Here is a 25422-nt window from a genome sequence, read left to right as displayed (position 1 = left end):
GTGTATTATGGCCCTCCTATCGCGCAATACAAAAATTCCTTAATGTGTTTTGGCTAGACCATTTGCACCGTGCAATTCACAGTGTTAAAATGAAGGGTGAACCTAATGAGGATGTGACCTAAATGCTTAGCGTATTGAATAAAATGTTTGATATGAATAAACGAGATTTGAAGCGTCTTGACAAGATTGCGGACAAGGTCGAAGCGCTTGCAACACAAATGGAACAGCTTACGGATGAACAACTGACAGCAAAAACAACTGAATTCAAAGAACGTTTCTTAAAAGGAGAAACGCTTGATGATCTTCAGGCTGAGGCTTTTGCAGTCGTTCGCGAAGCGTCGAAACGTGTTCTTGGCATGTATCCATTCCGTGTGCAAATTATTGGGGCTGCTGCTTTACACGAGGGCAATATCGCGGAGATGAAAACCGGTGAAGGGAAGACGTTGACGTCAACGCTTTCGGTTTATTTGAACGCACTTGCGGGTCAAGGCGTACACGTTGTAACCGTGAACGAATACCTTGCAAGTCGTGATGCGACGGAAATGGCGTTACTTTATGAGTTTCTCGGATTCTCAGTTGGTCTGAACTTAAATAGTTTATCGAAAGAAGAGAAACGGGAAGCGTACAGTGCGGATATCACGTATAGCACGAACAACGAACTCGGTTTCGATTACTTACGTGATAACATGGTGCTTTATAATGAACATAAAGTGCAGCGTCCGCTGTTCTACGCAGTTATAGATGAGGTTGACTCGATCTTAATTGACGAAGCGCGTACACCACTAATCATTTCAGGGCAAGCTGCGAAAGCGGCAGAATTGTATCGCTTGGCAAATAAATTTACACAATCACTCAAAAAAGAAGAAGATTATTCATATGATGAGTCGACGAAAGGTGTCGTCTTGACAGAAAGTGGTATCGAGAAATCGGAAGCTGCATTCAGTATTGATAACTTATTCGATTTGGAACATACGACACTTAACCATGCGATTAACCAATCGTTGAAAGCACATGCGAGTATGCATATTGATGTCGATTATGTTGTTCAAGAAGGCGAAGTCGTCATTGTCGATTCATTTACAGGACGTCTTATGAAAGGTCGTCGCTACAGTGATGGACTTCACCAAGCGATTGAAGCAAAAGAAGGCCTAGAAGTTCAGAATGAAACGATGACTCTTGCAACAATTACATTCCAAAACTACTTCCGTATGTATGACAAACTGTCTGGTATGACTGGGACAGCGAAAACGGAAGAAGAAGAATTCCGTAATATTTACAACATGAACGTCATTGCTATACCGACGAATCGTCCGCTAATCCGTGATGACCGTGCAGATCTTATTTATTCTTCAATGGAAGGTAAATACCAGGCAGTTGCGGAGGACATCAAAGAACGGAATGACAAAGGGCAACCAGTTCTTGTTGGTACAGTTGCGATTGAAACGTCTGAGATTATTTCTAAGCATTTGACAAAATACGGTGTGAAGCATAATGTTTTAAATGCGAAAAACCACAGTCGTGAAGCGGAAATCATTTTGGAAGCCGGTCACAAAGGTGCTGTTACAATTGCGACGAATATGGCGGGCCGTGGTACGGATATTAAACTTGAAGAAGGCGTGCAGGAACTTGGCGGTCTAGCGGTTCTTGGTACAGAACGACATGAGTCGCGTCGAATTGACAACCAGCTACGTGGACGTTCTGGTCGTCAAGGGGATCCGGGTGTGACGCAGTTCTATTTATCGCTTGAAGATGAATTAATGCGCCGTTTCGGTTCGGACCAAATGAAGTCGATGATGACGAAACTTGGTATGGACGACACGACGCCAATTCAGTCGAAAATGGTATCGCGTTCGGTTGAATCTGCTCAGAAACGGGTAGAGGGAAATAACTTTGATGCACGGAAACGTTTGCTGCAGTATGATGATGTATTACGCCTGCAGCGTGAAATCATCTACAAAGAACGGAATGAAATTCTAGAGTCAGAAAACATTCGTGGCGTACTAGAGAAAATGCTGTCGAATGTAATTGCAAATGCTGTGGCAATTCATACGACGGAAGAAAAAGAAAGCGATTGGAATCTAAAAGGACTCGAAGATTTCTTGGGCGCAAATATACTCCCGGACGGTCGTATAACAACTGTGGCTATGGAAGAGAAATCGGTTGAGGAATTGACGTCGTTGATCCAAGAAGCTGTTACTGAACGGTACGATGAGAAGGAAGAGGAAATGTCGGAAGAGCGCATGCGCGAATTCGAAAAAGTCGTCTTGCTTCGTGCCATTGACTCGAAATGGACAGATCATATTGACGCGATGGATCAATTGCGTCACGGTATCCATTTACGTGCATATGGTCAAACTGATCCGCTTCGTGAGTATCAGGCGGAAGGATTTGCAATGTTTGAGGAAATGGTCGCATCGATTGAAGCCGATTCAGCGAAATATGTGATGAAAGCAGAAATTCGCAACAACCTTGAACGTGAAGAAGTTGTTAAAGCACAGGCCGTTAATCCGAAAGAGGATGGCGAGCAAGTGCGTAAGAAACCAGTGCGTCGCGCAGTAAACATCGGTCGTAACGATCCATGCCCATGCGGCAGCGGGAAGAAATATAAAAACTGCCACGGTAATGCATAAGTTACCGGGCAACCCAAATTCAGGAGGAAACTATTATGATGGAATTATCCGATGTACGCAACGAGCTCGACAAATCAGCTAAGAAATTAGCGGACTTTAGGGGGTCTCTTTGACTTAGAAAACAAAGAGGCACGAATTCAAGAGTTAGATGAAGCAATGCTAGAGCCAGGTTTCTGGGATAGCCAGGAAGGTGCACAAAAAGTAATCTCCGAGTCGAATGCGTTGAAAGACGTTGTCGGCGAGTACACGGAGTTGACTGATGAACAAGAAAACCTTGAAATGACGCTTGAACTATTACGCGAGGAAAACGATGCAGAGATGCAAGAAGATCTTGGCGTAGAGTTGAAGGGATTCAAGAAGAAGCTCGATGAATTCGAACTGCAAATGCTACTCAGTGATGAATTTGATGCGAATAGTGCGGTTCTTGAACTTCATTCGGGTGCAGGCGGTACGGAATCCCAGGACTGGGCTTCTATGTTGCTTCGCATGTACACACGTTGGGCTGAACATCGCGGCTTCAAAGTCGAAACACTCGACTACCAAGCCGGAGACGAAGCTGGCGTGAAATCCGTAACATTGGCAATTAAAGGCCATAACGCATATGGTTATTTAAAAGCAGAAAAAGGCGTTCATCGCCTCGTTCGGATTTCTCCGTTTGACTCATCAGGCCGACGCCATACGTCATTCTCTTCAATAGAAGTAATGCCGGAGTTTGAAGGCGAAGTTGACATTGACCTTAAAATGGAAGATGTTAAAATCGATACGTACCGTTCAAGCGGTGCGGGTGGACAGCACGTCAATACGACAGATTCAGCAGTCCGTATGACGCATCTTCCAACTGGCGCAATTGTTACATGTCAGACAGAACGTTCACAAATTAAAAACCGTGATCGCGCAATCAATTTATTGAAAGCGAAAATTTACCAGATTAGAGTCGAAGAAGAAGAAGCACGTCTTCTTGAAATTCGAGGAGATCAAAAAGAAATCGGTTGGGGAAGCCAGATTCGTTCATACGTTTTCCACCCGTATTCCATGGTAAAAGATCACAGGACGAGTGCAGAAACAGGAAACGTCAGTGCAGTAATGGACGGCGATATCGACCTGTTCATCAATGCTTACTTACGTTCACGTATATCTTAATAAAATGAAATGAAAAGGAGTGCACTTCGGTGCGCTTTTTCATTTGCCCACAACTTTAATGAAAAAAATGGATAGTCCTATAAAGAGGTTTTGGAAGTATGGATTATGTGTATATTAACTAATACAGACGTAATTTTAATGTTATTAGTCGTTTGGCACGTCTAATAATGGAGTTCACAAAGTTGAGACAAACTGTAGTGGAGGTTGAGAAGACGCTATTTGTCGACGGTTTGATGAATTTAGGGTAATCCCTAGGTGATTTTAATGCACGTTGTTTTGGTATACTTAGGTAGGCAGTACAATAATTCATAAATGGAGGTAAGAAAATGAAAACTAAGTTTTTAGCAATTATGTTGGGAGCTGTTCTTGTCCTTGGGGCATGTGGCGGCGACAAAGCAAAAGAAGAAGATAAGGGTACAACAGGTACTGGTAATGAAACAGCATCAGTAGACGTTGAAAAAGTGGTTAGCACGAGCTGTATCGCTTGTCACGGCGGTAACCTTGAACTTAAAGGCGGCGTGGGTCCCGATCTATCAAAAGTTGGTGACCATATGTCTGAAACAGAAATCCATGACGTAATCATCAACGGCCGCGGCAGTATGCCACCTGGTCTTATCAAAGGTGAAGAAGCAGACGCAGTTGCAAAATGGCTTGCTGAGAAAAAATAACTTTTACAATGAAACCGCAACTGGGCGATATGCCTGGTGCGGTTTTTTTGTTTATTGACGGGATGGGTGGGGTTTGTCGGGAGAGTATGTCGACTTGCCGTGACAGTTCTGCGGTTAGCCCTCACAGTTTGCAGAAATACCCTGACAGTTTGGCGTTGCCCTTAGAGTATGTCGACTTGCCGTGACAATTTGGCAGTAAGTCCTCACAGTTAGCGGAAAAGCCATGACAGTTTGGCGTTGCCCTTAGAGTATGCTGGCTTGCCGTGACAGTTCTGCGGTTAGTCCTCACAGTTAGCAGAAAAGCCATGACAGTTTTGTGTTGCCCTTAGAGTATGTCGAAATGCCATGACAGTTCGACAGTAAGCCCTCACAGTTAGCAGAAATACCCTGACAGTTTGGCGTTGCCCTTAGAGTATGTCGACTTGCCGTGACAATTTGGCAGTAAGCCCTCAGAGTTAGCAGGAAAGCCATGACAGTTAGACGTTGCCCTTAGAGTATGTCGACTTGCGGTGACAGTTCGAAAGTAAGCCCTCACAGTTAACAGAAAAGCCATGACAGTTTGGCGTTGCCCTTAGAGTATGTCGAAATGCGGTGACAGTTCGACAGTAAGCCCTCACAGTTAATAGAAATACCATGACAGTTAGACATAGCTCCCGCATTTCCCCCACAGTTCAACGGCACTCTTCATCATTCGATAAAACCATCCGCTAGTTCAAACATTATTGCCAATAAAAAGAGGAGTTACCTCCTAAAGGTCGAATACAAACAAGTGAGTTGGTCTTTTGGTCTACTAGTTCTACTGTATAATAGTACTACGTTCTATGTTTATCGACGTTATATTCAAGTTTTAATTGAAACACAACTGTAATACTTAGAAGGGTGAATCATGTTATAATGGGGCTGTTGGAAAAAAAGAGAGACAAAAATATTCAGGTGGTTTTAGAATGATTGTGATGAAAAATGTCTACAAAAAGTATCCAAACGGTGTCGTAGCAGCAAATGGCATTAACATCGAAATCGACCGGGGAGAATTTGTTTACGTGGTCGGTCCGAGTGGTGCAGGTAAATCGACATTTATTAAAATGATGTATCGTGAAGAAAGACCAACAAGTGGAGAAATTCTTATTAATGGTATAAATCTTGCAACATTGCGTAACAAACGTGTACCCCAATTGCGCAGGCAGATTGGTGTCGTTTTTCAGGACTTTAAATTATTACCTAAATTGAATGTTTACGAGAATGTGGCGTTTGCGCTCGAAGTCATTGAAGCACCGCCAGCAGAAATACGAAAAAAAGTGAACGATGTTCTTGCGCTTGTCGGACTTACGCAAAAAGCGCGGATGTTCCCGAACGAATTATCAGGTGGAGAAGAGCAACGTGTTTCCATCGCGAGGTCAATCGTCAATGTACCGAAAGTTGTCATTGCAGATGAACCGACAGGAAATCTTGACCCTGAAACATCATGGGAGATCATGAGGATCTTCGAACAGATTAATGCTCGTGGAACGACGATTGTCATGGCCACCCATAATAGGGAGATTGTTAACGCTATAAAACACCGTGTTATCGCAATAGAAGGCGGGCTCATTACCCGTGACGAATACGGAGGTGAGTATTATGAAGGCTAGAACACTCGGTCGGCATGTACGAGAAAGCTTCAAAAGTATTCGCCGTAACAGCTGGATGACATTTGCGTCAGTCAGTGCTGTTACTGTCACCCTCCTGCTTGTCGGTGTATTCATCGTGATTATGATGAATTTTAATCATCTCGCGCAAAGTATCGAGAATGACGTGGAAATTAAAGTGGTTGCGGATCCAGCTGCAGATAAGTTGATAATTAAAGAGCTGGTAGAAAAAGTTCGTTCGACAGATGGCGTTCTCGAAGTGGTCTATTCGTCGAGAGATGCTGAGCTAGACAAGATGATTAAATCATTTGGTGACGAACTTAGTTTATATAAACAGAGTAATCCGCTTGGCGATGCACTTTATGTAAAAGCGAAGGATCCACAACAGACTGCTACTATTGCTAAGAAAATTGATACATACGACTATACATATGAGGTCGTGTATGGCGAAGAAAAAGTGGAGAAACTCTTCAATGTACTTAACCTGAGCCGGAATATCGGTATTGTTTTGATATTGGCACTGTTATTCACGGCGATGTTCCTTATTTCGAACACGATCCGAATAACTATCGTTGCTAGAAGAACTGAAATTGAAATTATGAAATTAGTCGGAGCGACGAATAACTTCGTGCGTATTCCGTTTTTGTTGGAAGGAATGTGGCTTGGCATTTTGGGGGCATTAGCTCCAATGCTCATCATTTCTATATCCTATTACAAACTATTCGAGCTTTTGGAACCGAAGCTACAAGGAGAATTGTTCCAATTACTAAACACGACACCATTTATAATCCAACTGAACGGACTGATTCTGTTTATGGGGATCTTTATTGGTATTTGGGGCAGCTTTATGTCTGTGCGTAAATTTCTTAAAGTGTAATTGATAGATAGAGTGTGAGAGGGGAACTGGGAAGTTGAATAGATATAAAAAGCTGTTGTCAGGTACAATTGCAATCGTTTTCCTGTCCACTATTATTAGTGGAGCGGGAGTTTTAGCGAGTCCTTTGGATGACCTGAAAAAAGAACAGAAATTACTTGATAAGAAGAAAAGTGAATTGAATACGGGAATTAGTAAAAAGAATACTGAAATTAAAAGCAAAAAAACGACTATCGAAAAAATTACGGATCAAATTTTAGCACTTAACGCTAAAATAAACGAATCCAATGAACAGATTAACCGTGTTATCGGACAAATAAATAAAACAACCGAAGAAATTGATGCGTTACGCATTTCAATTGCTGATCTTGAAAAGAAAATTGAAGAGCGTGACGTGGTATTGCGTGAACGTGTTCGTGCTATGCAAGTAAAAGGCGGACAAGTTAGCTATCTTGACGTTCTTCTCGGAGCCAATAGTTTTGCAGATTTCATAGACCGTTTTTCGGCTGTCAATTCTTTAATGGATGCAGATCGAAGTATTATGGAGCAACAAGCGAGTGATATTGCGCAGCTTGAAGAAGAAAAAGCACTTGTCGAGTCAAAACTTGCCAAGCAGGAAGCCGCTAAAAAAGAACTTCAAAACTTGAGAGCATCTCTTTTAGCACAGAAAAGTGATAAGAATAAGTTAATCGATAAACTAGAAGCAGAACAACAGAAATTAGCCAACGAAAAAGAAAAGCTAGAAGTTGATTTGCATGAAACTTATGAAGTTAGTAAGGATCTTGAAAAGAAAATTATAACAGAACAAAAACGTATTGCTGAAATTGCGCGTCAAGCTGAAATTGCACGTAAAGCAGCGGCAGCTCAAGCCGCGAAAGACAAACAAAATAGTAGTGGTAGTGGGGGTTCATCTTCTTATCTTCCACCCGTCTCAAATGGGACATGGACGAAACCTGCTTCCGGAACTTACACGTCGTCATTCGGTTGGAGAACGCATCCAATCTACGGCACTCAAAGGCAGCACCGTGGAGCCGACATTGCGAATAGCACTGGAACATCTGTTGTATCGGCGGGTGACGGTGTTGTTTCCCACGCCGGACCAATGGGAACTTACGGCAATGTAATCATGGTGACACATTCAATTGATGGGCAGATTTTCACAACAGTTTATGCACATTTGTCCAGCATTAATACAAGCGCTGGTCAGCAAGTTGCGAAAGGCCAGTTCATCGGGAAGATTGGAACCACAGGCGCATCGACCGGGCCTCACCTCCATTTTGAAATGCATATCGGAAACTGGTCTGCATCTGGACCAAGTGCCGTGAATCCATTACGTTATGTATCATTCTAACTAATTGTGTCCGCCTCAAGACTGAGGCGGATTTTTTTTGTTTCTTTCAACTAGAATGATGGCTTTCGATGCTATTTTTGGATACGATTATGGTATTAGGTGTTGAAGGGGGCAAATGCGAATGCCAGTCACTTCATTTTTCACGATAGGAAGCCTTAGTGTTCCCTCGTCTTGGATTGCCCTCATGGTAGCATTTGTTGTTGCATATAGTGCAGTTCGGTTCAGATTTGGGAAGAAGCAGGCGGAAATCATAGGAGATGCGTTCTTTTACTTGGTGATTGTTTGGAAATTGAGTATAGTACTCACTGATTTCAATTCGGTTCTTCGGTCACCACTTGCGATTGTTTATTTCCACGGTGGGGCAGTCGGTTTTTACTTGGGGCTGCTATTTATTGCCGGGAAGACCTTATGGGACATGAAGAAGGGGCGGCTTGATGCTAATGGATTTCGGGCACTTTTTACGGGTGCAGTTTTAGTTCAAGTTGTGTATCAGGTGATAATGGTTTTATTGAATGAAGGCGAAATGATTGCGCAAGTAGTAACGGTAGTTGTATTTGGGTTATTCGCGGTATTTTTCTGGATGAATAGTGGGAAAGCGGATAATTGGCCGGTTCAACTTGCACTTGTGTTTATGGCGGTTCATGTTTTTGTGGCTGCCGTCCAACCAGATGAATTTATTCAGACACCGCTTATTACGACTGTAGTCATGGGATTGTTTTTTGTGATTGTGTTTATGCGAAAGTTAGATTGGGGGGATATCTATGAATAAGAAAACACTCGGATTCATCATAGCTGTACTGCTTATCGGATCGATGGTGGTCATTATGGTGAAATCGAATTTGGACAAACCGAAACCAATTGATGAATTTCTGATCGGTGCAGATTTTAGTGTATTAGAAGATGAGCCTGGTTTGGAAAAAGGTTCGGTTCCGCCTGACTTTGAACTGTCTACGATGTCTGGTGATGTGGTGAAGTTATCGGATTTGAAGGGCAAAAAAGTAATATTAAATTTCTGGGCTTCGTGGTGTGGTCCATGTAAGGCGGAAATGCCGCATATGCAGAAATACTATAAGAAATATAAGGATACCGATAATGTGGAAATTATTGCGGTCAACTTGACGACGGAGGAAAGGCGGGGCCTTAAGGGCGTTGAGGAATTCATCAAACTCTATGGATTAACGTTCCCGATTCCGCTGGATAAAGAAGGTACCGTTATCGATGATTACCGGATTATCCCAATTCCGACAACGTTTATGATTGGCACGGACGGTAAGATCAGTCAGAAAATTGTTGGGCCGATGGATGAAAAAGCATTGAGGAGCCTTGTTAAGAATTTAGATTGAAGAAAGCCGGTTTTCTGCTGTCGTAATGTTCCTTTATCGTTCATATAGTGGACGGAGGAGGGGACATTGCATTATGCAGAGAAGCCGGTTTATGTTATTCGTCATACTGGCCGCTTTGGCGACGGTCGTCTTTCTTCTGTTGGATGGTTGTGCAGGAGAAGGAAGTGCTAAGAAGGAAGAGGGGACGCTAAGTGCGTCGTTTCCGGTAATCGATGAAGCGTTCAACGTCATCAAGAAACAAGGCGTATACCCAGTGGATAAGGACAGGTTGATTGAAGGGGCGCTGCGCGGAATGGCGGATGTCATCGGCGATCCGTATTCGACGTATCTGTCGCAGGAAGAGGCGGCCGCCCATAAGGAATCGCTGGCAGGAGAGCGAATCGGGATCGGCGCTGAAATTACGCGCTCGAATGGGAAATACATCATTGTTGCTCCGGTGAAAGGGTCTCCAGCTGAAAAAGCGGGTTTGCAGCCGTATGACGAAATCGTTCGTATTGACGACGAGCGAATTGAAGGGGAATCACTGCAAGACGTTGTACAGCGAATCCGCGGTAAGAAAGGGACAACGGTTTCCATGACGATTTTCAGGCCTGATTTGGATAAGCATATCGAAGTGTCGGTCGTGAGGGACAGTATTCCTGTAAAAACTGTATCCACTGAAATGATTGAAGAGCGTGGACAGAAGATCGGTTACATATCGATTACGATGTTCGGCAATGAGAGCCGCCAAGAGTGGCTGGATGGAACAAACAAGCTTATTAAGGACGGGGCACAGTCACTGATAATCGATGTGCGCGGCAACCCCGGCGGTTACCTGCATACTGTTGGCGGTATCGTGGGCAGTTTAGTGAAGAAAGATACGACTTTTGCCTATATGCAAGATGCGGCTGGAACGCTGGAACCGCTCGTTACGGAAAAGACCGACAAGTTTCCATATGATGAAAAGCTGCAAAAAATGCCGATTGTTTTACTGCAGGATAAAGGCAGTGCCTCCGCAAGTGAAGTGATGAGCGCTGCATTGAAAGATTTAAAAAGAGGCTACATCATTGGTGCAACGAGTTTCGGAAAAGGAACGGTTCAAGAAACATTGGACTTGTCAAACGGTGGAGAGATGAAGTTGTCGACTCATAAATGGCTCACACCAAAAGAAAAGTGGATTCACGGAAAAGGTGTGAAAGAAGACCTTGAAGTTGTTCAAAGTGAATTGTTTGGCGAGCATATCCGACTCGTCACAGAAGTCTATACGGAAGGCGATTATCACGACGATATCGCTTATGGCCAGAAGTTGCTGACGGGCCTAGGATATAGTGTCGCTCGAAACGACGGATTTTTTGATGAATCAACTTCTCGTGCAGTTAGCGCTTTTCGTGAAGATGCTGAAGTAGAAGCGGGACCGACCATGGATCGATTATTCTTCTCAACGGTAAAAATTAAAGTGGAAGAATTCCGAAACGACCGTAAAAATGACGATCAGCTGCAAATGGCAATTGGCTATATCCATCATATAGTAGATGGAAAGTGAACGATGACTCCCGACGTTACGATGTCGGGAGTTTTTTGGTTTTATTTGTTTTATTGGATGAGATGGACGGCAGGCGGCCATGACTTCAAGGGGAAGAGCCATGACAAAGTCGATATTTGCCATTACTAACTTTGTCGGCCATGACTTCGCGTGGGATAGCCATGACCTCAAGGAGACTAGCCATGACAAAGTTCGGTTTTGCCCTTACTAACACGTGCAGCCATGACTTCGCGTGGGATGGCCGTGACTTCAAGGGGAAGAGCCATGACGAAGTCGATATTTGCCCTAACTAACTTTGATGGCCATGACTTCAAGGGGAAGAGCCAAGACTATCGCCTACACAACACCAAAACTATAAGCGGTTTTTACCATTTAATGAATAATTCAATACCGTTTCACATAGAGCAGGATTCTTTTGTTACAATGTAGAAACATGATAGTGTAAACGAAGATTGGATGGTGACGGTTCGTGTCCGAGAAAACGATGTTTGACATAGTAGAAGCGGTTGCGCTGTTTTTCCTGAATCCATTATTCATAGCGGTTCTTTTTACAGCAGTTGGAGTTGGGTATTTCCGTGTGAAAAAAGAGCGTCGGAGTTTCAAAGTCCGATTGTTGCCGGGGTTAACAGAATTAAAGCGGCTATTGGCAGAGTCATGGCCCTATGCGCTCGTACTGTCCATTTTGATTTCCGGGGCAGGTTTGCTAGCAGATCCGGGTTGGCTTGTGCTATTTTCTGCGTCAGCACTTATTGCACTGCTGACATTCTATTATAAAGTGACTTCACCGATTTATTTTGCGTCTGCGGCTTTTTTCGCTCTTTATTTCATAGAAAAGTATATGGGGAATTTCTCGTTTCGTGGCTGGACGCCAGGGCAGGCGGATTTACTTGGCGATCTTGCGGTAACGATTCCAGTCATCGCTGGGTTATTCTTAATTGTAGAAGGACTTCTTATTAGACGTCATACGATCCGCTATGCGTCGCCGTCCTTGATGCATACAAACCGTGGACTGCGTGCTGCAGCCTTCAAGACGAAGCGGCTATGGCTGTTGCCAGTAGTATTTCTGGTGCCAGGGGATATGATTTCGGCTTTCGTACCATATTGGCCGCAATTCACATTTGGAGAGAGTGCATTCAGTTTTGTTCCGGTTCCTGTTATAATCGGATTTTCACAAGTGGCTCGCTCGCTGTATCCAGATATTTTATTCCCGAAAATTGGCCGCGCTATCGTTTGGACAGGCGGTATTGTCGTTATCGTAGGGCTTGCTGCATTATGGCTTCCGATTTTAGGATGGGTAGCTTTACTACTAGGGGTAGTGTGTCGCGCCGCCATTTCCATTACGGCTTCGGTACGTGACAGGCAAGGTGGGTTCGCTGTTGCGCCGCGTCCAGCGGGGGTTGTCATCGCGGGCGTTGTACCAGGATCTCCTGGAGAAAAAATGGGGCTTCTGCCGGGTGAATACATTCGTGCTGTAAATGGTCTTCAGGTAAGCAACGAGAAAGAACTATACGACGCGATTCAGCTAAATGCTGCACATTGTCGCTTGCAAGTGATTGATCGTAACGGGGAAGTTCGGCTTATGCAACAGGTTATTTATCGACATGACCACCATCGCCTAGGACTTCTCGTCGTTCGGTAAACATCGAGTGAACGATTACTCTGGAAGGAATGTTGAAAATGGATTCATTCGATACTAAACTGTTACTTGCCTTGCTTTTGCCAGGATTACTTGTTATTTTATTCACCCGTGTGACATTTCACCACGTCGTCGGCCTTATTTTGACGGTTGCGTTGATTGCAGCTTCAGTATATGCCGGTTATACGCATAACTGGCTACTTTACGGGGCGGATGCGCTATCGCTCACGGTCGGGTTTTGGTATGCGACACGTATGATGAAGATTGCAAGGCAGCATGAACAAGAGGATTGACGAATGGAGCCGCTCGCTGTTAAAGGAGCGGTTTTGTTGTGGGATGAAATAGGGATTTTCCTTTTGAGCGAGCGTATCGCGCGCCAACCGATCATATCCCATGCCAATCGAGCATATCGCGTGTCAACCGAGCATATCCCATGCCAATCGAGCATATCGCGCGCCAACCGGGCATACCCCGTGCCAAACCGAGCATACCCCGTGCCCAACCGAGCATATCCCGCGTCAACCGAGCATATCCGCCGCCAAACAACCCCATCCCCCAATAAAAAAAGACCGAAACCCCGCGGCCCTCACATAAACAAACTATAAACAGCCAGCACTGCAATCGTGCCGAGAACAACAGACATCACCCCGCCGCCAAAAATGGCGATTAAAAACGCGGCACCAGCTCCAAGCACCCCAAATAATATATTCCCTTCCTGTACAAACAAAATTGCTGGGAAGATGAGTGCACCTAGGACAGCATAGGGAATATTACGCAAGACACCTGACACAACCGGCGGCAACTCTTTACCGTCTAAAACAGTCAGCGGAATCATACGCGGAATGTATGTCACAAGCGCCATACCAAGAAGCATCCACCAATAACTAGGCCCCATTAAACTTCCTCCTCTCGTTTGAACATCGTTTCAGTCGTTTTCCCGCGCCGTGAATAAACAATCTCTACAAGAATAGAAGATGCAAGTGTTGCAACAAGAATGGACCAGCCTGTCGACAAGGCCTCTGTTACGTACAGGACACAATGGATGGCGGCAGCAAGTGCAGCGAGCATGACAACTTTGCGGTTGCCCTTCATCGAAGGAACAAGTAATCCGATGAACATTGCGTAGAGTGCAATCGACATTGCGGCTTGTAAAAACTGTGGAAGATTTGCGCCGATAATGTGACCGATAACGGTGAAGATGACCCAACTGCCATACGCAATTAACGATACCCCAAATGCGAATGCGGTCGGAATCTTTCCTTTCTTTCCTGTTGCGAGTACTGTAAATGATTCGTCCGTAATGCCGAACGCATAGATCGCTTTTACCCATTTTCGTGCGGGCTGCATCTTTTCATTGAGCGAAGCCGTCATAAGAAAGTGTCGAATATTGACGACGAATGTATTCATGACGATCAACAGCGGGTCGATGCCTAATGTAATTAGGCTGAGCGACATGTATTGTGCGGCACCGGCGTAGACGAATATACTCATTGCCGTAGCTTCTATAATGGACAAGCCGGCAGTTTTTGCGAGCAGTCCAAATGTAAGAGCTACGGGGAAATATCCGATTGCAATGCTCGTCCCTGCTTTTAGACCAGCTGAGAATTGGTTATTCTTCATTGTATTCACATCTTCCCAAAGTATATTTAAGCGATTATACTATACTTCAGGGTTTAAATGTTCATATTTAAAGGAAAACTCTAAATACGGGGTATTTTTATGTAATCAAAAAGTAGAAAGCCTGACGAAAAAAGTTTTTGAATTGAGGTTGTTACTAATGAATGAGTGGATGAATCCTGATAAAATAATCGAATTAGCACAACACTATAAATCACTTGGGCCGTTTCTTGGGCTATTACTGCCATTTATCGAGTCATTTCTACCGTTTCTTCCGCTCTTTGCATTTGTTCTGGCGAATGCAGGCGCTTACGGTCTTTGGTATGGATTCCTTCTGTCATGGGCGGGAACTGTTGTGGGTTCTTATGCTGTATTTTTGATCATCCGAAAATATGGACGCAATCGGTTACTTAATTTCTTGACAAAAAGTGCACGTATCCAAAAGTTGATCAAGTGGGTAGATAGAAACGGTTTCGGACCCTTATTTTTATTTCTGTGTTTCCCGTTTACACCGTCCGCACTCGTAAATCTTGTGGCTGGCCTATCTGATATGAAGAAAAAGAATTATTTAGTCACACTGATGGCCGGAAAGTTTGTCATGATTTTCATGATTAGTTATATCGGCTATGACATTAAAGCATTATTCACGGATCCAAAGCGAACTGCGGCTGTCGTAGTCGGTATCTTTTTACTATGGCTCGTGGGTAAATATTTTGAGCGCAGGCTGAATTCAAAAGTGGAGGCCGATTTCCGTGCATCTGCTGCTTCGCGTAATGACAAGTAATCACTCCCTATTATGTGAAATGGTTCCTGTCATCCCTATCTTAGACATCAAGTAAAGTAGGGATGATAGGTTTTTTTAGAGGTATGAATCACAGACTTTCATCCAAACAGTATTAGCCAATACGTTGTTCGGGGAGATAAAACGTGGTCATCAATTTGAGTTAGACGACAATAATTTAGGTTCCGACCTACCATTGAGGTCGTTCAAGAATTGAAGTTGACACAAAGTAACTGATTACAAATGGACGTCCCCTATTTTTTGTTTTGCTAAAGGGAATTGATTGTAGGTGTTTATAACTTGTTTTATAAAGGGAATGACTTTATTGTGGTTATATAATACTATTTACATGTAATGAATTTGTCGGTCGATAGAAAAACAATATCTATGCTATTTGCTTATATTGATTTTCGGATAAAAGGGGTTATCTTATGGAAGAAAATATTCTCAAGCGTAACAATGTGAATGTTACTGGTGGAGGTACAAAGACAATCATTTTTGTTCCAGGATTCGGATGTGACCAAAATATTTGGAGGTTTGTGGCACCTTTCTTTGAAAAGGAATATCGGGTTGTCCTTTTTGATCACGTAGGATCGGGGAAGTCAGATACGAATGCTTACAGTTCTAGTAAATATAGCGATCTTCATGGTTATTCACGAGATGTTCTTGACATTTGTGCAACATTAAATTTTGAAAATGTAGTTTTAGTAGGACATTCAGTTGGCTGTATGATTGGCATGTTGGCATCTATTCAAAAACCCGAGTATTTTGAGCGTCTAATCATGATTGGCCCCTCGCCTTGTTATTTGAATGATCCTCCTGATTACATGGGGGGATTCGAGAAGGTGGATCTTGAGGGATTACTTGACATGATGGATATGAATTATATTGGATGGGCAAACAATTTTTCGCAAGTTATTATGGGAAACCCTGAACGTCCGGAGCTGTTTAAAGAATTGGAAGAAAGCTTTTGTTCAACGGACCCAATTATCGCTAGCCAGTTTGCAAAGACCACCTTCTTCTCTGATAACCGGGAAGATTTGAAGAAAGTGGTGGTTCCATCCTTAATTATGATGTGTTCAGAAGATACAATTGCTCCAATTGAAGTCGGTGACTATATTCACCGCCATCTGTCAGGAAGTACATTGATACTAATGCAGGCAACGGGGCATTGTCCTCATATGAGCCATCCGGAAGAAACGATTCGCCTGATTTGCGAGTATTTATCAGCTAGCAGATGAGTTAAGGAGTAGATTTTCGTATGGATGAACAATTGAACTATGCACCGTGCGGCTATCTCTCACTTGCCGATGACGGAACAATATTGACGATCAATGAAACCTTACTTCAATTACTAGGGGGTGACCTTGTCGACGTACAGGGAAGGCATGTCAACTTAATCTTGACAGTCCCTAGCCGGCTCTTTTACCAACTTTATTTTTTTCCGATGATCAGATTACATAAAAAGGTGGATGAAATGTATCTCACCCTCAAGTCGAAAAGCGACCAAGAGATTCCTGTGCTCATCAATGCTTTGCGCAAGAATCGAAGCGGGATGCAGGTAAATGACATTATTATTACTCAAATGCATCGTCGCACCGAGTATGAGCTCCAACTACTTGAAGCTAAAAAAGCTTCTGAAGAGGCCGTTAGGATAAAAAGTGAGACCATTGCTGAGCTTAATCAGCTACAAAAGGATTTGAAAAGTAAGCAAACAGAACTTCAAGAACTGAACGCCCAGCTGCAGATTTTAGCCGAGACAGATGAATTAACCGGACTTAAAAATCGGCGTAGTTATCAAGAAGATTTGGCTACGAACATCGCCGCAAGTGCAATAACAGCACAACCACTGTCACTAGTGCTACTTGATATTGATCATTTTAAGAAGGTTAATGATACGTACGGACATTTGATGGGTGACAGGGTCCTGCAGAAGTTGGCACAACGTCTGAAGACTGCATGCGAAGAAGGCAATATCGCTGCCCGTTATGGAGGGGAAGAATTTGCATTGATTCTTCCGCGCATGGACGAACATGGTGCGCTAACTTTTGCAGAAGGGATTCGATCATATATCGAAAGTACTTCTTTGGGAGAAATCCCAATTACAATTAGTATCGGCATAGCAACTATGAAAAAAGGAGACACTGAAACAACTCTCCAATCCAAAGCGGATCAAGCACTTTATTCATCCAAAGAAAGCGGTCGCAATCAGGTCACACATGCACTTCAGTTGTAACATGGACAGCCAATCGAAAAAGAAGCAGCCCAACCGCTCAATAGGTTGGGTTTTTTTGATAAATAGAAGCCGTAGACATCGTTATGCTAAGTCCTACTATTTCTGTACAATAGAAAGAAAGGGTTACAGGGAATTTTAACTAGTTATATTTAATTAAAGAATCCTGTTGAATCTGCTGTGGCGCGAAATAATGAGAGAGTTGTTATTCGGGGTGTGCTTTGTAGATCGCTTAGCGGTTCGGAGTGTGGATTGTAGATCGCTTGGCGCTTTTTGGGGATGCCTCTAGCCATGAGCCTGGATTGGCGCTTCGCATCCAGTCTCATGGCTACGGCTACCCCTTTGCCGCGCCTGCGCTAGAGTGTACATTATCGGGGGAGTTTTTATTTTAAAAAGTATAGACTGAAATTATAATGTGATTAGTATTTGATATTAATTTCAATGAAGAAAGACGCACTTTAGGTCTTATCCCCGACAATGAAATGCGCTTTCTAAGATCGAGACCACCCAGCGAAGGCGCGTCTTCGTGGTAGCCGGAGCGATAAGACTGAAAGTGTTCTTCTTTCTGGCTTATCGCGGGAGGCATCCACAAAGCGCCGAAGCGGTATTAGTAGGATTTCTAATTCTATCCGTTGCAAATGGACTTTTATAAATTTTCTCTGCAAGGATAGATAACGAAATGCGCTTTCTACATAGACCACAAAGCGCCGGAGCGGTATGATGGGAAATCTATATCAACCTAGTTGCCGCGCTTCTACACTAAATGTTCAACCAGGATAGAAATAAATAACCTACATTCATTAAAAAGGAGGACGCAAAATGTCACTACGTTTCATAACCGGTAGATCGGGCGCTGGAAAGACGACGTTCATTGAGCGGGAAATGGCTGCTGAACTGGAACGAGATCCAATGGGAGCGCCTGTTATTGTCATTGTGCCTGACCAGATGTCGTTTTCGATGGAGCATAGCTTGTCCGTTAATTTCGGATTAAAAGGGATTATCCGTGCACAAGTATTGACGTTCAAGCGGTTGGCGTGGCGTGTATTGCAGGAAACTGGCGGCATTACGCGTAAGGAAATAGATGGTTTCGGGTACAGGATGCTTGTACGAAGCGTTTTAGAAGACAATCGGGACCAGTTCAAATTGTTCCGACAAGCGGCTAATAAACGTGGGTTCACGGAACAAATTAGGGACTTATTGAAAGAGTTTAGTCGCTATTGTCTCGATCACCAAACGATGAGCAATCTCCATGATGCGCTAGCTTCAACAGGTGCACCACGCACTTTGCTCGACAAAGCGGAAGACTTGTCATTATTGCTGACAAAAATTGAAGAAAAGCTGGGTACAACTTATGTCGATAGTGAAGGACACTTGGCTCTACTTGCTTCACAAATTGCCCATTCAGACCTGTTAAAAGGGGCAGATATTTATATCGACGGTTTTGAAAATTTCACGACGCGGGAATATGAAATAGTCACGGAACTGATGAAACACGCCAATCGACTGACAGTTGTGTTGCCGATGGAAGGCGCTCTCACAGGGTTTGCGGACCATGAATTATTTTTCAATCCCGTAAGGACCTCCCTCAAATTGCGTGAACTGGCACGTGCTGAATCGGTGGAAGTAGAGGAAGATGTCCATTTGGCGAATTCGCCACGTTATCAAAATGAAGACTTAAAACATTTTGAAGCGGAATTCGACCACTATCCTGCGAAGCAACAACCGTCAGCTGGCAATGTGGTCTTGATTGAAGCAGCGGACCGTCGTGCGGAAATCCACTCAGTGGCGCGTACAATCCGTGAGTTAATGATTGCAGGCAAGCGTTACAAAGACGTTTCAATTTTGTACAGGCAGCCTGAAAAATATGATGAATTGATTGAGACCATTTTTCCACATTATGATATTCCGGTGTTCATCAGCCAGAAGAAACCGATGTTGCATCATCCGCTTATCGAGTTTTCACGTTCGGTGTTAGAAGCGGTGACAACGGGTTGGTCATATGAATCGGTGTTCCGCGCAGTAAAAACAGATCTCTTTTTCCCACACCGAGAAACCAAGTTATTATGGCGTGATCGAGCAGATAGACTCGAAAACTATGTTCTTGCACATGGGATTTACGGACAGCGTTGGTTCGATGACAGCCGTTGGCGCGTGAAAAAATACCGCGGTCTTGAATTGCATTCAAATGTGCAAACCGACGAAGAAATCGCGATGGAGCAAGAACTGCATGTGATTCGTGATGAAATTCGGGATCCGCTTACTGATTTTGAAAAACGTTTGAAACGGTCCAAAACGGGACGTGATGTCGCGGAAGCGCTGTTTTTATTCATGGAAAACTTAAATGTCTATGATAAAATCATCGATCTGCGTGCGGAAGAAGAGCGTGCAGGACGACTACTTGGCGCAACGGAACATGAACAAGCTTGGAACGGCTGGATTAATGTACTAGATCAGTTCGTCCTTATGTTCGGCGATAAAAAAATGGATGCTGTAGAAGCAGCTCGGATTTTGGATGAAGGATTTGATTCACTCGAATTTGCTCGCATTCCGCCGTCGCTCGACCAAGTGACGGTGTCGACTGTCGAAGTTTCAAGCTTAATGGAAATTGACGCTGTATTTGTCCTTGGGGTGAACGATGGCGTCATGCCGAAGCGGGTTGACAATGAAGGGCTTCTGTCGGATGCCGACCGTGAATGGTTCTCGGAAATCGGCTTTGAACTAGCTCCGACGTCGAAGATGAAATTGATGGATGAAACGTATATGGCCTATCGCGCATTTACGGCACCGCGCGAAAAATTATATGTGTCGTATCCAGTTGCAGACGAGGAAGGGAAAGCACTTATTCCGTCGCTGTATATTACGAGAATTGCGCAAATGCTGCCAGGAACTGAAACTAAAATAGCGGTCACGGATCCGTCTGAATTGCCGCTAGAAGCCAATCAATTCGATTACATTAGCCACCCGCGTTCGGCACTTCCTTATGTATCAATGAAGTTGAAAGAGGCGGAACAGTCGGGTGTGTTGGAACTTGAATGGCGTGCAGTGATGGCGTATTACGACGAGGATCCGTATTGGTCGTCTGTCATCAGTCATATCATCCGCCCGATGAACGCGAAAAATGGGGCGGAACGACTGCGTCCAGAAATAACGGAAGGGCTATACGGGGAATCATTTGTTTCCAGTGTGTCACGGATTGAATCCTATTACAGCTGTCCGTTCCAGCATTATGCGTCGTTTGGACTTGGCTTGCGCGAACGGACGGAATTTACGCTGGAAGCACCGGCTATCGGGGATTTATTTCACGCGGCTCTAAAATGGGTGTCAGATGAAACAATGCGTCTCGATAAGTCGTGGGCAGAGCTGACGCGCGAAGAATGTTGGAAGCTTGCGAGAGCAGCGGTGGAAGATATTTCTCCTTACTTCTTTAATCGAATACTATTGTCAACGAATCGTTATGTTTATATTAAACGTAAGCTCATGCATATTATTCAGCGGACAATTTATTCACTGAGTACACAGGCCAAATCGACGGTATTCAAACCGGTTGCCATTGAGGCAGGATTTGGACCTGGTGAAGAACTGCCAGCGCTTGAAATTCCATTGCGCCGTGGTGATTCGATGAAACTGCGTGGCCGAATTGACCGTGTCGATGCGACCGAAATTGGCGGTAAAAACTATGTCCGTGTTGTCGATTACAAATCATCCGCCAAAAGCCTTGATTTAACAGAAGTCTATTACGGCTTGTCCTTGCAAATGATGACCTATCTTGACGTAGCGCTAGAAAATGCAGACGAATGGCTCGGCATACATGCGGATCCAGCGGGCATTTTGTATATGCATATTCATAACCCGATGATCCGCTCCGGTTCCGAATTAACACCTGCACTCCTTGAAGCGGAAATCGCGAAATCCTATAAGATGAGAGGCTATTTGCTCGATAATCAGGAAGTTGTCATCGGCATGGATGCTGATATTGGCAGATCCTCTTCAATCGTGCCAGCCTCTATTAAAACGGATGGAACTTTTGCGAAAACGTCAAAAGTATTGTCATCCGATGATTTGCAGATGTTGCGGTCGTTTGTCAGAACGCGCCATCAAAAAGCCGGAGATGCCATGCTTGCGGGAGATACCCGCGTCTATCCCTATAAATTAAAAAATAAAATGCCATGCGAGTTTTGTTCGTATCGATCCGTTTGTCAGTTCGATCAAACAGATCCGTCAGCAGAGCATCGGTCTTATGCCGAAATGGACCCAGAATTGTCTCTCGATAAAATGCGTAAGGAGGTGGGGGATGATGCACATACCCGTGAAACCTGAGGGACTAACATTTACGGACGCCCAGTGGAAAGCAATTTGGGCGACAGGGAAAGATATTCTCGTTTCCGCTGCCGCTGGTTCGGGGAAAACGAAAGTGTTAATCACACGAATGATTGAAAAAGTACTGGATGAAAATAATCCAATCGATGTCGATGAACTGCTCGTTGTGACATTTACCAATGCCTCTGCTGCAGAGATGCGACACAGGATGGCGGAAGCGTTGGAAGAAGCGATTGCTGCAAGGCCGGAATCTGTCCACTTGCGCAGGCAGTTGAATTTATTGAACAAAGCACAGATTTCTACACTGCACTCATTTTGTATGAATGTCGTTCGACAATATGCTTATTTAATCGATATCGACCCGGGATTCCGGATTGCGGATAGTACGGAAGCGGCGCTTTTAAGTGACGATACAATTGGGGCTGTACTTGAGGATGCCTATAGTGCGGAAAATCCGGAAGCAATGTACCGGCTGGCAGATAGTTTTACGTCTGACCGCAATGATCAGTCCATCGAAACACTGATTGATCGTTTGTATGATTATTCCCGCGTTCACCCGGTACCCGAACAATGGCTGCGTGAAATTCCCATGCAATATGAGATTAGTGACCAAGCTTCTATCGATGATCTTGAATTTATCAAACCGCTCAAAACGGCCATTCTCCATACGCTTGAAGAAGCGGCGGCGTTAACTGTCGATATGCGAAATATTGCGCTGATGGTGGACGGACCGGAACCACTTGCTGCTACGGCTGAAGCAGATTTGATGTGGATTAATGAAGCAATTCGACGCATCACGGATGGTACATGGGAAGAAATGTACGCATTTTTTGGCTCTCTCAAATGGGCAAAGGCGGGGACAATCCGCAAAGATTCATGTGATGAAGAACTTGCAAAGCGAGCGAAAGCGCTGCGTGATGCGGTGAAGAAAATTATTAATACGTTGAAAGAATCTTATTTCACGAGAACACCAGCCCGTTTATTAGATGAAATTCGCTTGATGGCGCCGACCATGCATACGCTCATTGACTTAGTGATCGACTTCGGAAGGCGTTTCGAACAAGTGAAAATTGACCGAGGGATTGTCGATTTCTCGGATTTAGAGCATTATGCGCTACGGATTTTATCGAATGTTCAAGATGGAGAACTGGTGCCTTCTGATATCGCAGTTGACTACAAAAATCGCTTTTCAGAAGTTCTTGTCGATGAGTACCAGGATGTCAATATGTTGCAGGAGACGATTATCCAGCTCGTTAAGCGCGGCGAGGAAGAGGATGGCAATCTGTTCATGGTTGGCGATGTAAAACAGTCAATTTACCGCTTCCGTCTTGCTGAACCGATGCTGTTTCTTGGAAAATACAATCGATTTACGGCAACGGATGGCCATCAAGGCTTGAAAATCGATTTGAATGCCAACTTCAGAAGTCGTAAAGAAGTGCTCGATGCGACAAATTTCGTCTTTTCACAAGTGATGGGCGCGCGTGTCGGAGAAATCGAATACGATGATGCGGCGGCGTTGAAATATGGCGCTAACTATCCTGAAAAAGCCGTAACAGCTGGTTTGACGTTGCTCTATGAAGAAGAGGAAGATGAGCAGGAGTTAGACGATGCAACGGAATTAGCAGGCCAAAGCTTGAAGAGTTCGCAGGCGGAAGCACGATTTATGATTAAGAAAATTCGTGAACTGATCGCATCTGGCGCTGAAGTAACTGATGCATTTAGCGATAAAAAGCGTCCACTTGAATATAGAGATATTGTTATTTTGATGCGTTCAATGACTTGGTCAGGTGAAATCGCAGAGGAATTTAAACTAGCGGAAATTCCAATCTATGCTGAACTAAAACGCGGTTATTTCGATGCGTTAGAAGTGATGATTATGTTGAATACATTGCGTGTCATAGATAATCCCTATCAGGATATTCCACTTGCATCCGTCCTCCGTGCTCCGTTTATCGGCATGACGGAAAATGAATTGGCACAAATTCGTCTTGCCGGAAAAAGCGAGCCGTTCTTTGAAGCGTTGAAGCGTTTCGTTACAACAGGCGGAGCAGGTGTTGCAGCAGCAACGCAGGAAAAATTGCAACGGTTTTTCAATCAGTTCGAGGATTGGCGTAACTTGGCACGACGCGGTTCGTTGTCCGAATTGATATGGCAAGTCTATTCCGATACACATTACTACGAAATGGTCGGTGCAATGGCAAATGGTAAACAGCGCCAGGCCAATCTACGTGCGCTGCATGATCGGGCAATCGATTATGAAAAAACGTCGTTCCGTGGGCTGTTCCGTTTTCTACGTTTCGTTGACCGTATGCGAAAACGGGGCGATGATCTCGGTGCCGCACGTTCGCTTACTGAAAAGGAAAACGTTGTCCGTATCATGACCGTCCATTCATCAAAAGGACTGGAGTTTCCTTTCGTTTTCATCGCAGGGGCAGGTCGGAAATTCAATAAGATGGATTTCAATGAACCGTATTTGTTCGATCAGCATTTTGGTCTGGCAGTGAAAGCGATTGATCCGGACAACCGGATTACCTATACATCATTGCCGTTTCTTGCAATGAAGGAAAAGAAAGAACTTGAAATGCGTGCGGAAGAAATGCGTGTGTTATACGTTGCTATGACACGGGCGAAAGAACATCTTGAGATTATTGCTTCTGTAAAAGATATTGAAAAGTCGATTGTCAAATGGCAAGATGCCCAGCTGATCGACCCTGACCTGATGTTGCCTGAGTATACGAGGTCACGTGCAAACGGTTATTTAGACTGGATTGGTCCAGCAGTCGCGAGACATCCGGCATTTGCGAAATTCGGAAGTATCCCGGGAGGTCAGTCTGTAATCGATGCCTCAGTTTGGCAGATAGATGCGCTGCCTGTTTCGGCATTATTTAGTAAGCTTGGAGATAGCGATGAGGAACCAGTGAAATCATTGGATGTCGTTCCAATTGAAGAAGTCGACGCAGGGATGTTGTTGGAAGTGAAACGCAGGTTTGACGCGACATATCCGCATCTTTCATCGGTGACAAAACGGTCTAAGCAGACGGTCAGTGAGTTGAAACGGCTGTCGATTCTAGAACAACAGGCGGACGATGATTTGTTTGTGTCTACGAATGCGGATGTCAGTACGGCATATCTCCATAATCGACCAGCCTTTATGCAATCACGGGCACTATCTGCAGCGGAAGTCGGGACGGCGATGCATACGATTATGCAGCATATCGATATCCAGAAAGAAAGTAGTGTTACTGACGTTGAGAAGTTGCTAACAGATTTGACGGTTCGCCAGTTGCTGACTACAGAAGAAGCGATTGCAGTCGATGCCAATACGGTTGCACATTTTTTCAAAACGTCGATTGCGAAACGGCTTATGAAAGCTGAGAAAGTAGAGCGCGAATTGCCGTTTACGTACGCTTATGATGATAACGACGGGGATTACCAAATATTGCAAGGGATCGCGGATTGTTTATTCGAAGAGCAAGATGGTTGGGTCCTGCTAGATTATAAAACTGACCGAGTCAGCGGACGCTTTGGTTCGGATGAAGAAGTCGACGCAGAAATGCAGGTCCGGTATGGCATCCAGTTGAACTTGTACAAGAAAGCGATTGAAGAAATTGTGGGAATCGACATTAAAGAGATGGTCCTTTATTTATTTGACGGACAGAGGACTATAAATATTCAGGGGGAATAA

The 25422-nt window shown here is 44.2% G+C and carries 19 protein-coding genes; 16 read left to right on the top strand and 3 right to left on the bottom strand.

Features of this window, described 5'->3' with window-relative positions:
• Positions 1 to 122: 122 nt before the first annotated feature.
• From secA to ACGLYD_RS13895, 11 genes are all read left to right on the top strand, one after another.
• The gene (gene secA / locus ACGLYD_RS13945) at positions 123 to 2630 is read left to right on the top strand and encodes a preprotein translocase subunit SecA (RefSeq protein ID WP_067211966.1); all 2508 of its coding nucleotides are present in this window, start codon (positions 123 to 125) and stop codon (positions 2628 to 2630) included.
• A gap of 38 nt (positions 2631 to 2668) precedes the next feature.
• Positions 2669 to 3770, top strand: a protein-coding gene (gene prfB / locus ACGLYD_RS13940) for a peptide chain release factor 2 (protein WP_156476176.1) whose coding sequence is annotated in 2 segments (ribosomal slippage) — positions 2669 to 2740 and positions 2742 to 3770 — 1101 coding nt in all. Because the reading frame shifts where the segments join, the coding sequence is not laid out codon by codon here.
• Positions 3771 to 4096: 326 nt separating this feature from the next.
• The gene (cccB, locus tag ACGLYD_RS13935) at positions 4097 to 4438 is read left to right on the top strand and encodes a cytochrome c551 (RefSeq protein WP_067211961.1); all 342 of its coding nucleotides are present in this window, start codon (positions 4097 to 4099) and stop codon (positions 4436 to 4438) included.
• Between the two features lie 944 nt (positions 4439 to 5382).
• Positions 5383 to 6066, top strand: a complete 684-nt coding sequence (gene ftsE / locus ACGLYD_RS13930) for a cell division ATP-binding protein FtsE (protein WP_067211958.1) — start codon at positions 5383 to 5385, stop codon at positions 6064 to 6066.
• Positions 6056 to 6940: a permease-like cell division protein FtsX gene (gene ftsX, locus ACGLYD_RS13925; RefSeq protein WP_067211956.1), complete on the top strand. Its 885-nt coding sequence runs from the start codon at positions 6056 to 6058 to the stop codon at positions 6938 to 6940. The genes ftsE and ftsX overlap by 11 nt, the downstream gene beginning before the upstream one ends.
• A gap of 34 nt (positions 6941 to 6974) precedes the next feature.
• Positions 6975 to 8288 (top strand): murein hydrolase activator EnvC family protein, encoded by a 1314-nt coding sequence (locus ACGLYD_RS13920; protein ID WP_399628503.1) that lies wholly within the window; start codon positions 6975 to 6977, stop codon positions 8286 to 8288.
• A gap of 121 nt (positions 8289 to 8409) precedes the next feature.
• The gene (locus ACGLYD_RS13915; protein WP_399628501.1) at positions 8410 to 9057 is read left to right on the top strand and encodes a hypothetical protein; all 648 of its coding nucleotides are present in this window, start codon (positions 8410 to 8412) and stop codon (positions 9055 to 9057) included.
• Positions 9050 to 9631 carry a redoxin domain-containing protein gene (locus tag ACGLYD_RS13910; protein ID WP_399628499.1) on the top strand — a complete coding sequence of 194 codons (582 nt, stop codon included), beginning with the start codon at positions 9050 to 9052 and terminating at the stop codon, positions 9629 to 9631. Before ACGLYD_RS13915 ends, ACGLYD_RS13910 begins: the two co-directional genes overlap by 8 nt.
• A 73-nt stretch (positions 9632 to 9704) precedes the next feature.
• A complete protein-coding gene (locus ACGLYD_RS13905; RefSeq protein WP_399628496.1) occupies positions 9705 to 11153 on the top strand; it encodes a S41 family peptidase in 1449 nt (482 codons plus the stop codon).
• 469 nt (positions 11154 to 11622) lie between these two features.
• On the top strand, positions 11623 to 12792 hold the full coding sequence (locus ACGLYD_RS13900) for a PDZ domain-containing protein (RefSeq protein ID WP_399628494.1): 1170 nt from the start codon (positions 11623 to 11625) through the stop codon (positions 12790 to 12792).
• Positions 12793 to 12830: 38 nt separating this feature from the next.
• Positions 12831 to 13082 (top strand): CsbA family protein, encoded by a 252-nt coding sequence (locus ACGLYD_RS13895; RefSeq protein WP_067211939.1) that lies wholly within the window; start codon positions 12831 to 12833, stop codon positions 13080 to 13082.
• Positions 13083 to 13173: 91 nt separating this feature from the next.
• Here the strand turns inward: ACGLYD_RS13895 and ACGLYD_RS13890 are convergent, their stop codons facing one another.
• Genes ACGLYD_RS13890 through ACGLYD_RS13880 form a run of 3 tightly spaced genes read right to left on the bottom strand, consistent with a single transcriptional unit; the run spans position 13174 to position 14409 of the window.
• Positions 13174 to 13341, bottom strand: a complete 168-nt coding sequence (locus ACGLYD_RS13890; protein ID WP_399628491.1) for a hypothetical protein — start codon at positions 13339 to 13341, stop codon at positions 13174 to 13176.
• A 34-nt stretch (positions 13342 to 13375) separates the two neighbouring features.
• A complete protein-coding gene (locus ACGLYD_RS13885; RefSeq protein ID WP_067211936.1) occupies positions 13376 to 13684 on the bottom strand; it encodes an AzlD domain-containing protein in 309 nt (102 codons plus the stop codon).
• Positions 13684 to 14409 carry an AzlC family ABC transporter permease gene (locus ACGLYD_RS13880; protein WP_067211933.1) on the bottom strand — a complete coding sequence of 242 codons (726 nt, stop codon included), beginning with the start codon at positions 14407 to 14409 and terminating at the stop codon, positions 13684 to 13686. The genes ACGLYD_RS13885 and ACGLYD_RS13880 overlap by 1 nt, the downstream gene beginning before the upstream one ends.
• Positions 14410 to 14566: 157 nt before the next feature.
• Between ACGLYD_RS13880 and ACGLYD_RS13875 the strand changes: the two genes are divergently transcribed.
• The 5 genes from ACGLYD_RS13875 (at position 14567) to addA (ending at position 25422) form a co-directional block, all read left to right on the top strand.
• Positions 14567 to 15190, top strand: a complete 624-nt coding sequence (locus ACGLYD_RS13875; RefSeq protein WP_342538845.1) for a TVP38/TMEM64 family protein — start codon at positions 14567 to 14569, stop codon at positions 15188 to 15190.
• Between the two features lie 428 nt (positions 15191 to 15618).
• Positions 15619 to 16428: an alpha/beta hydrolase gene (locus ACGLYD_RS13870; protein ID WP_342538844.1), complete on the top strand. Its 810-nt coding sequence runs from the start codon at positions 15619 to 15621 to the stop codon at positions 16426 to 16428.
• Between the two features lie 20 nt (positions 16429 to 16448).
• Entirely contained in the window at positions 16449 to 17423 is a 975-nt protein-coding gene (locus tag ACGLYD_RS13865) for a sensor domain-containing diguanylate cyclase (RefSeq protein ID WP_342538843.1), read from the top strand.
• A gap of 816 nt (positions 17424 to 18239) precedes the next feature.
• A complete protein-coding gene (addB, locus tag ACGLYD_RS13860; RefSeq protein WP_342538842.1) occupies positions 18240 to 21737 on the top strand; it encodes a helicase-exonuclease AddAB subunit AddB in 3498 nt (1165 codons plus the stop codon).
• A complete protein-coding gene (gene addA, locus ACGLYD_RS13855; RefSeq protein ID WP_342539694.1) occupies positions 21715 to 25422 on the top strand; it encodes a helicase-exonuclease AddAB subunit AddA in 3708 nt (1235 codons plus the stop codon). The genes addB and addA overlap by 23 nt, the downstream gene beginning before the upstream one ends.

This window comes from Sporosarcina sp. SG10008, from assembly GCF_044569405.1.
GTDB lineage: Bacteria > Bacillota > Bacilli > Bacillales_A > Planococcaceae > Sporosarcina > Sporosarcina psychrophila.
This window is presented reverse-complemented; position numbering and strand designations above follow the sequence as displayed.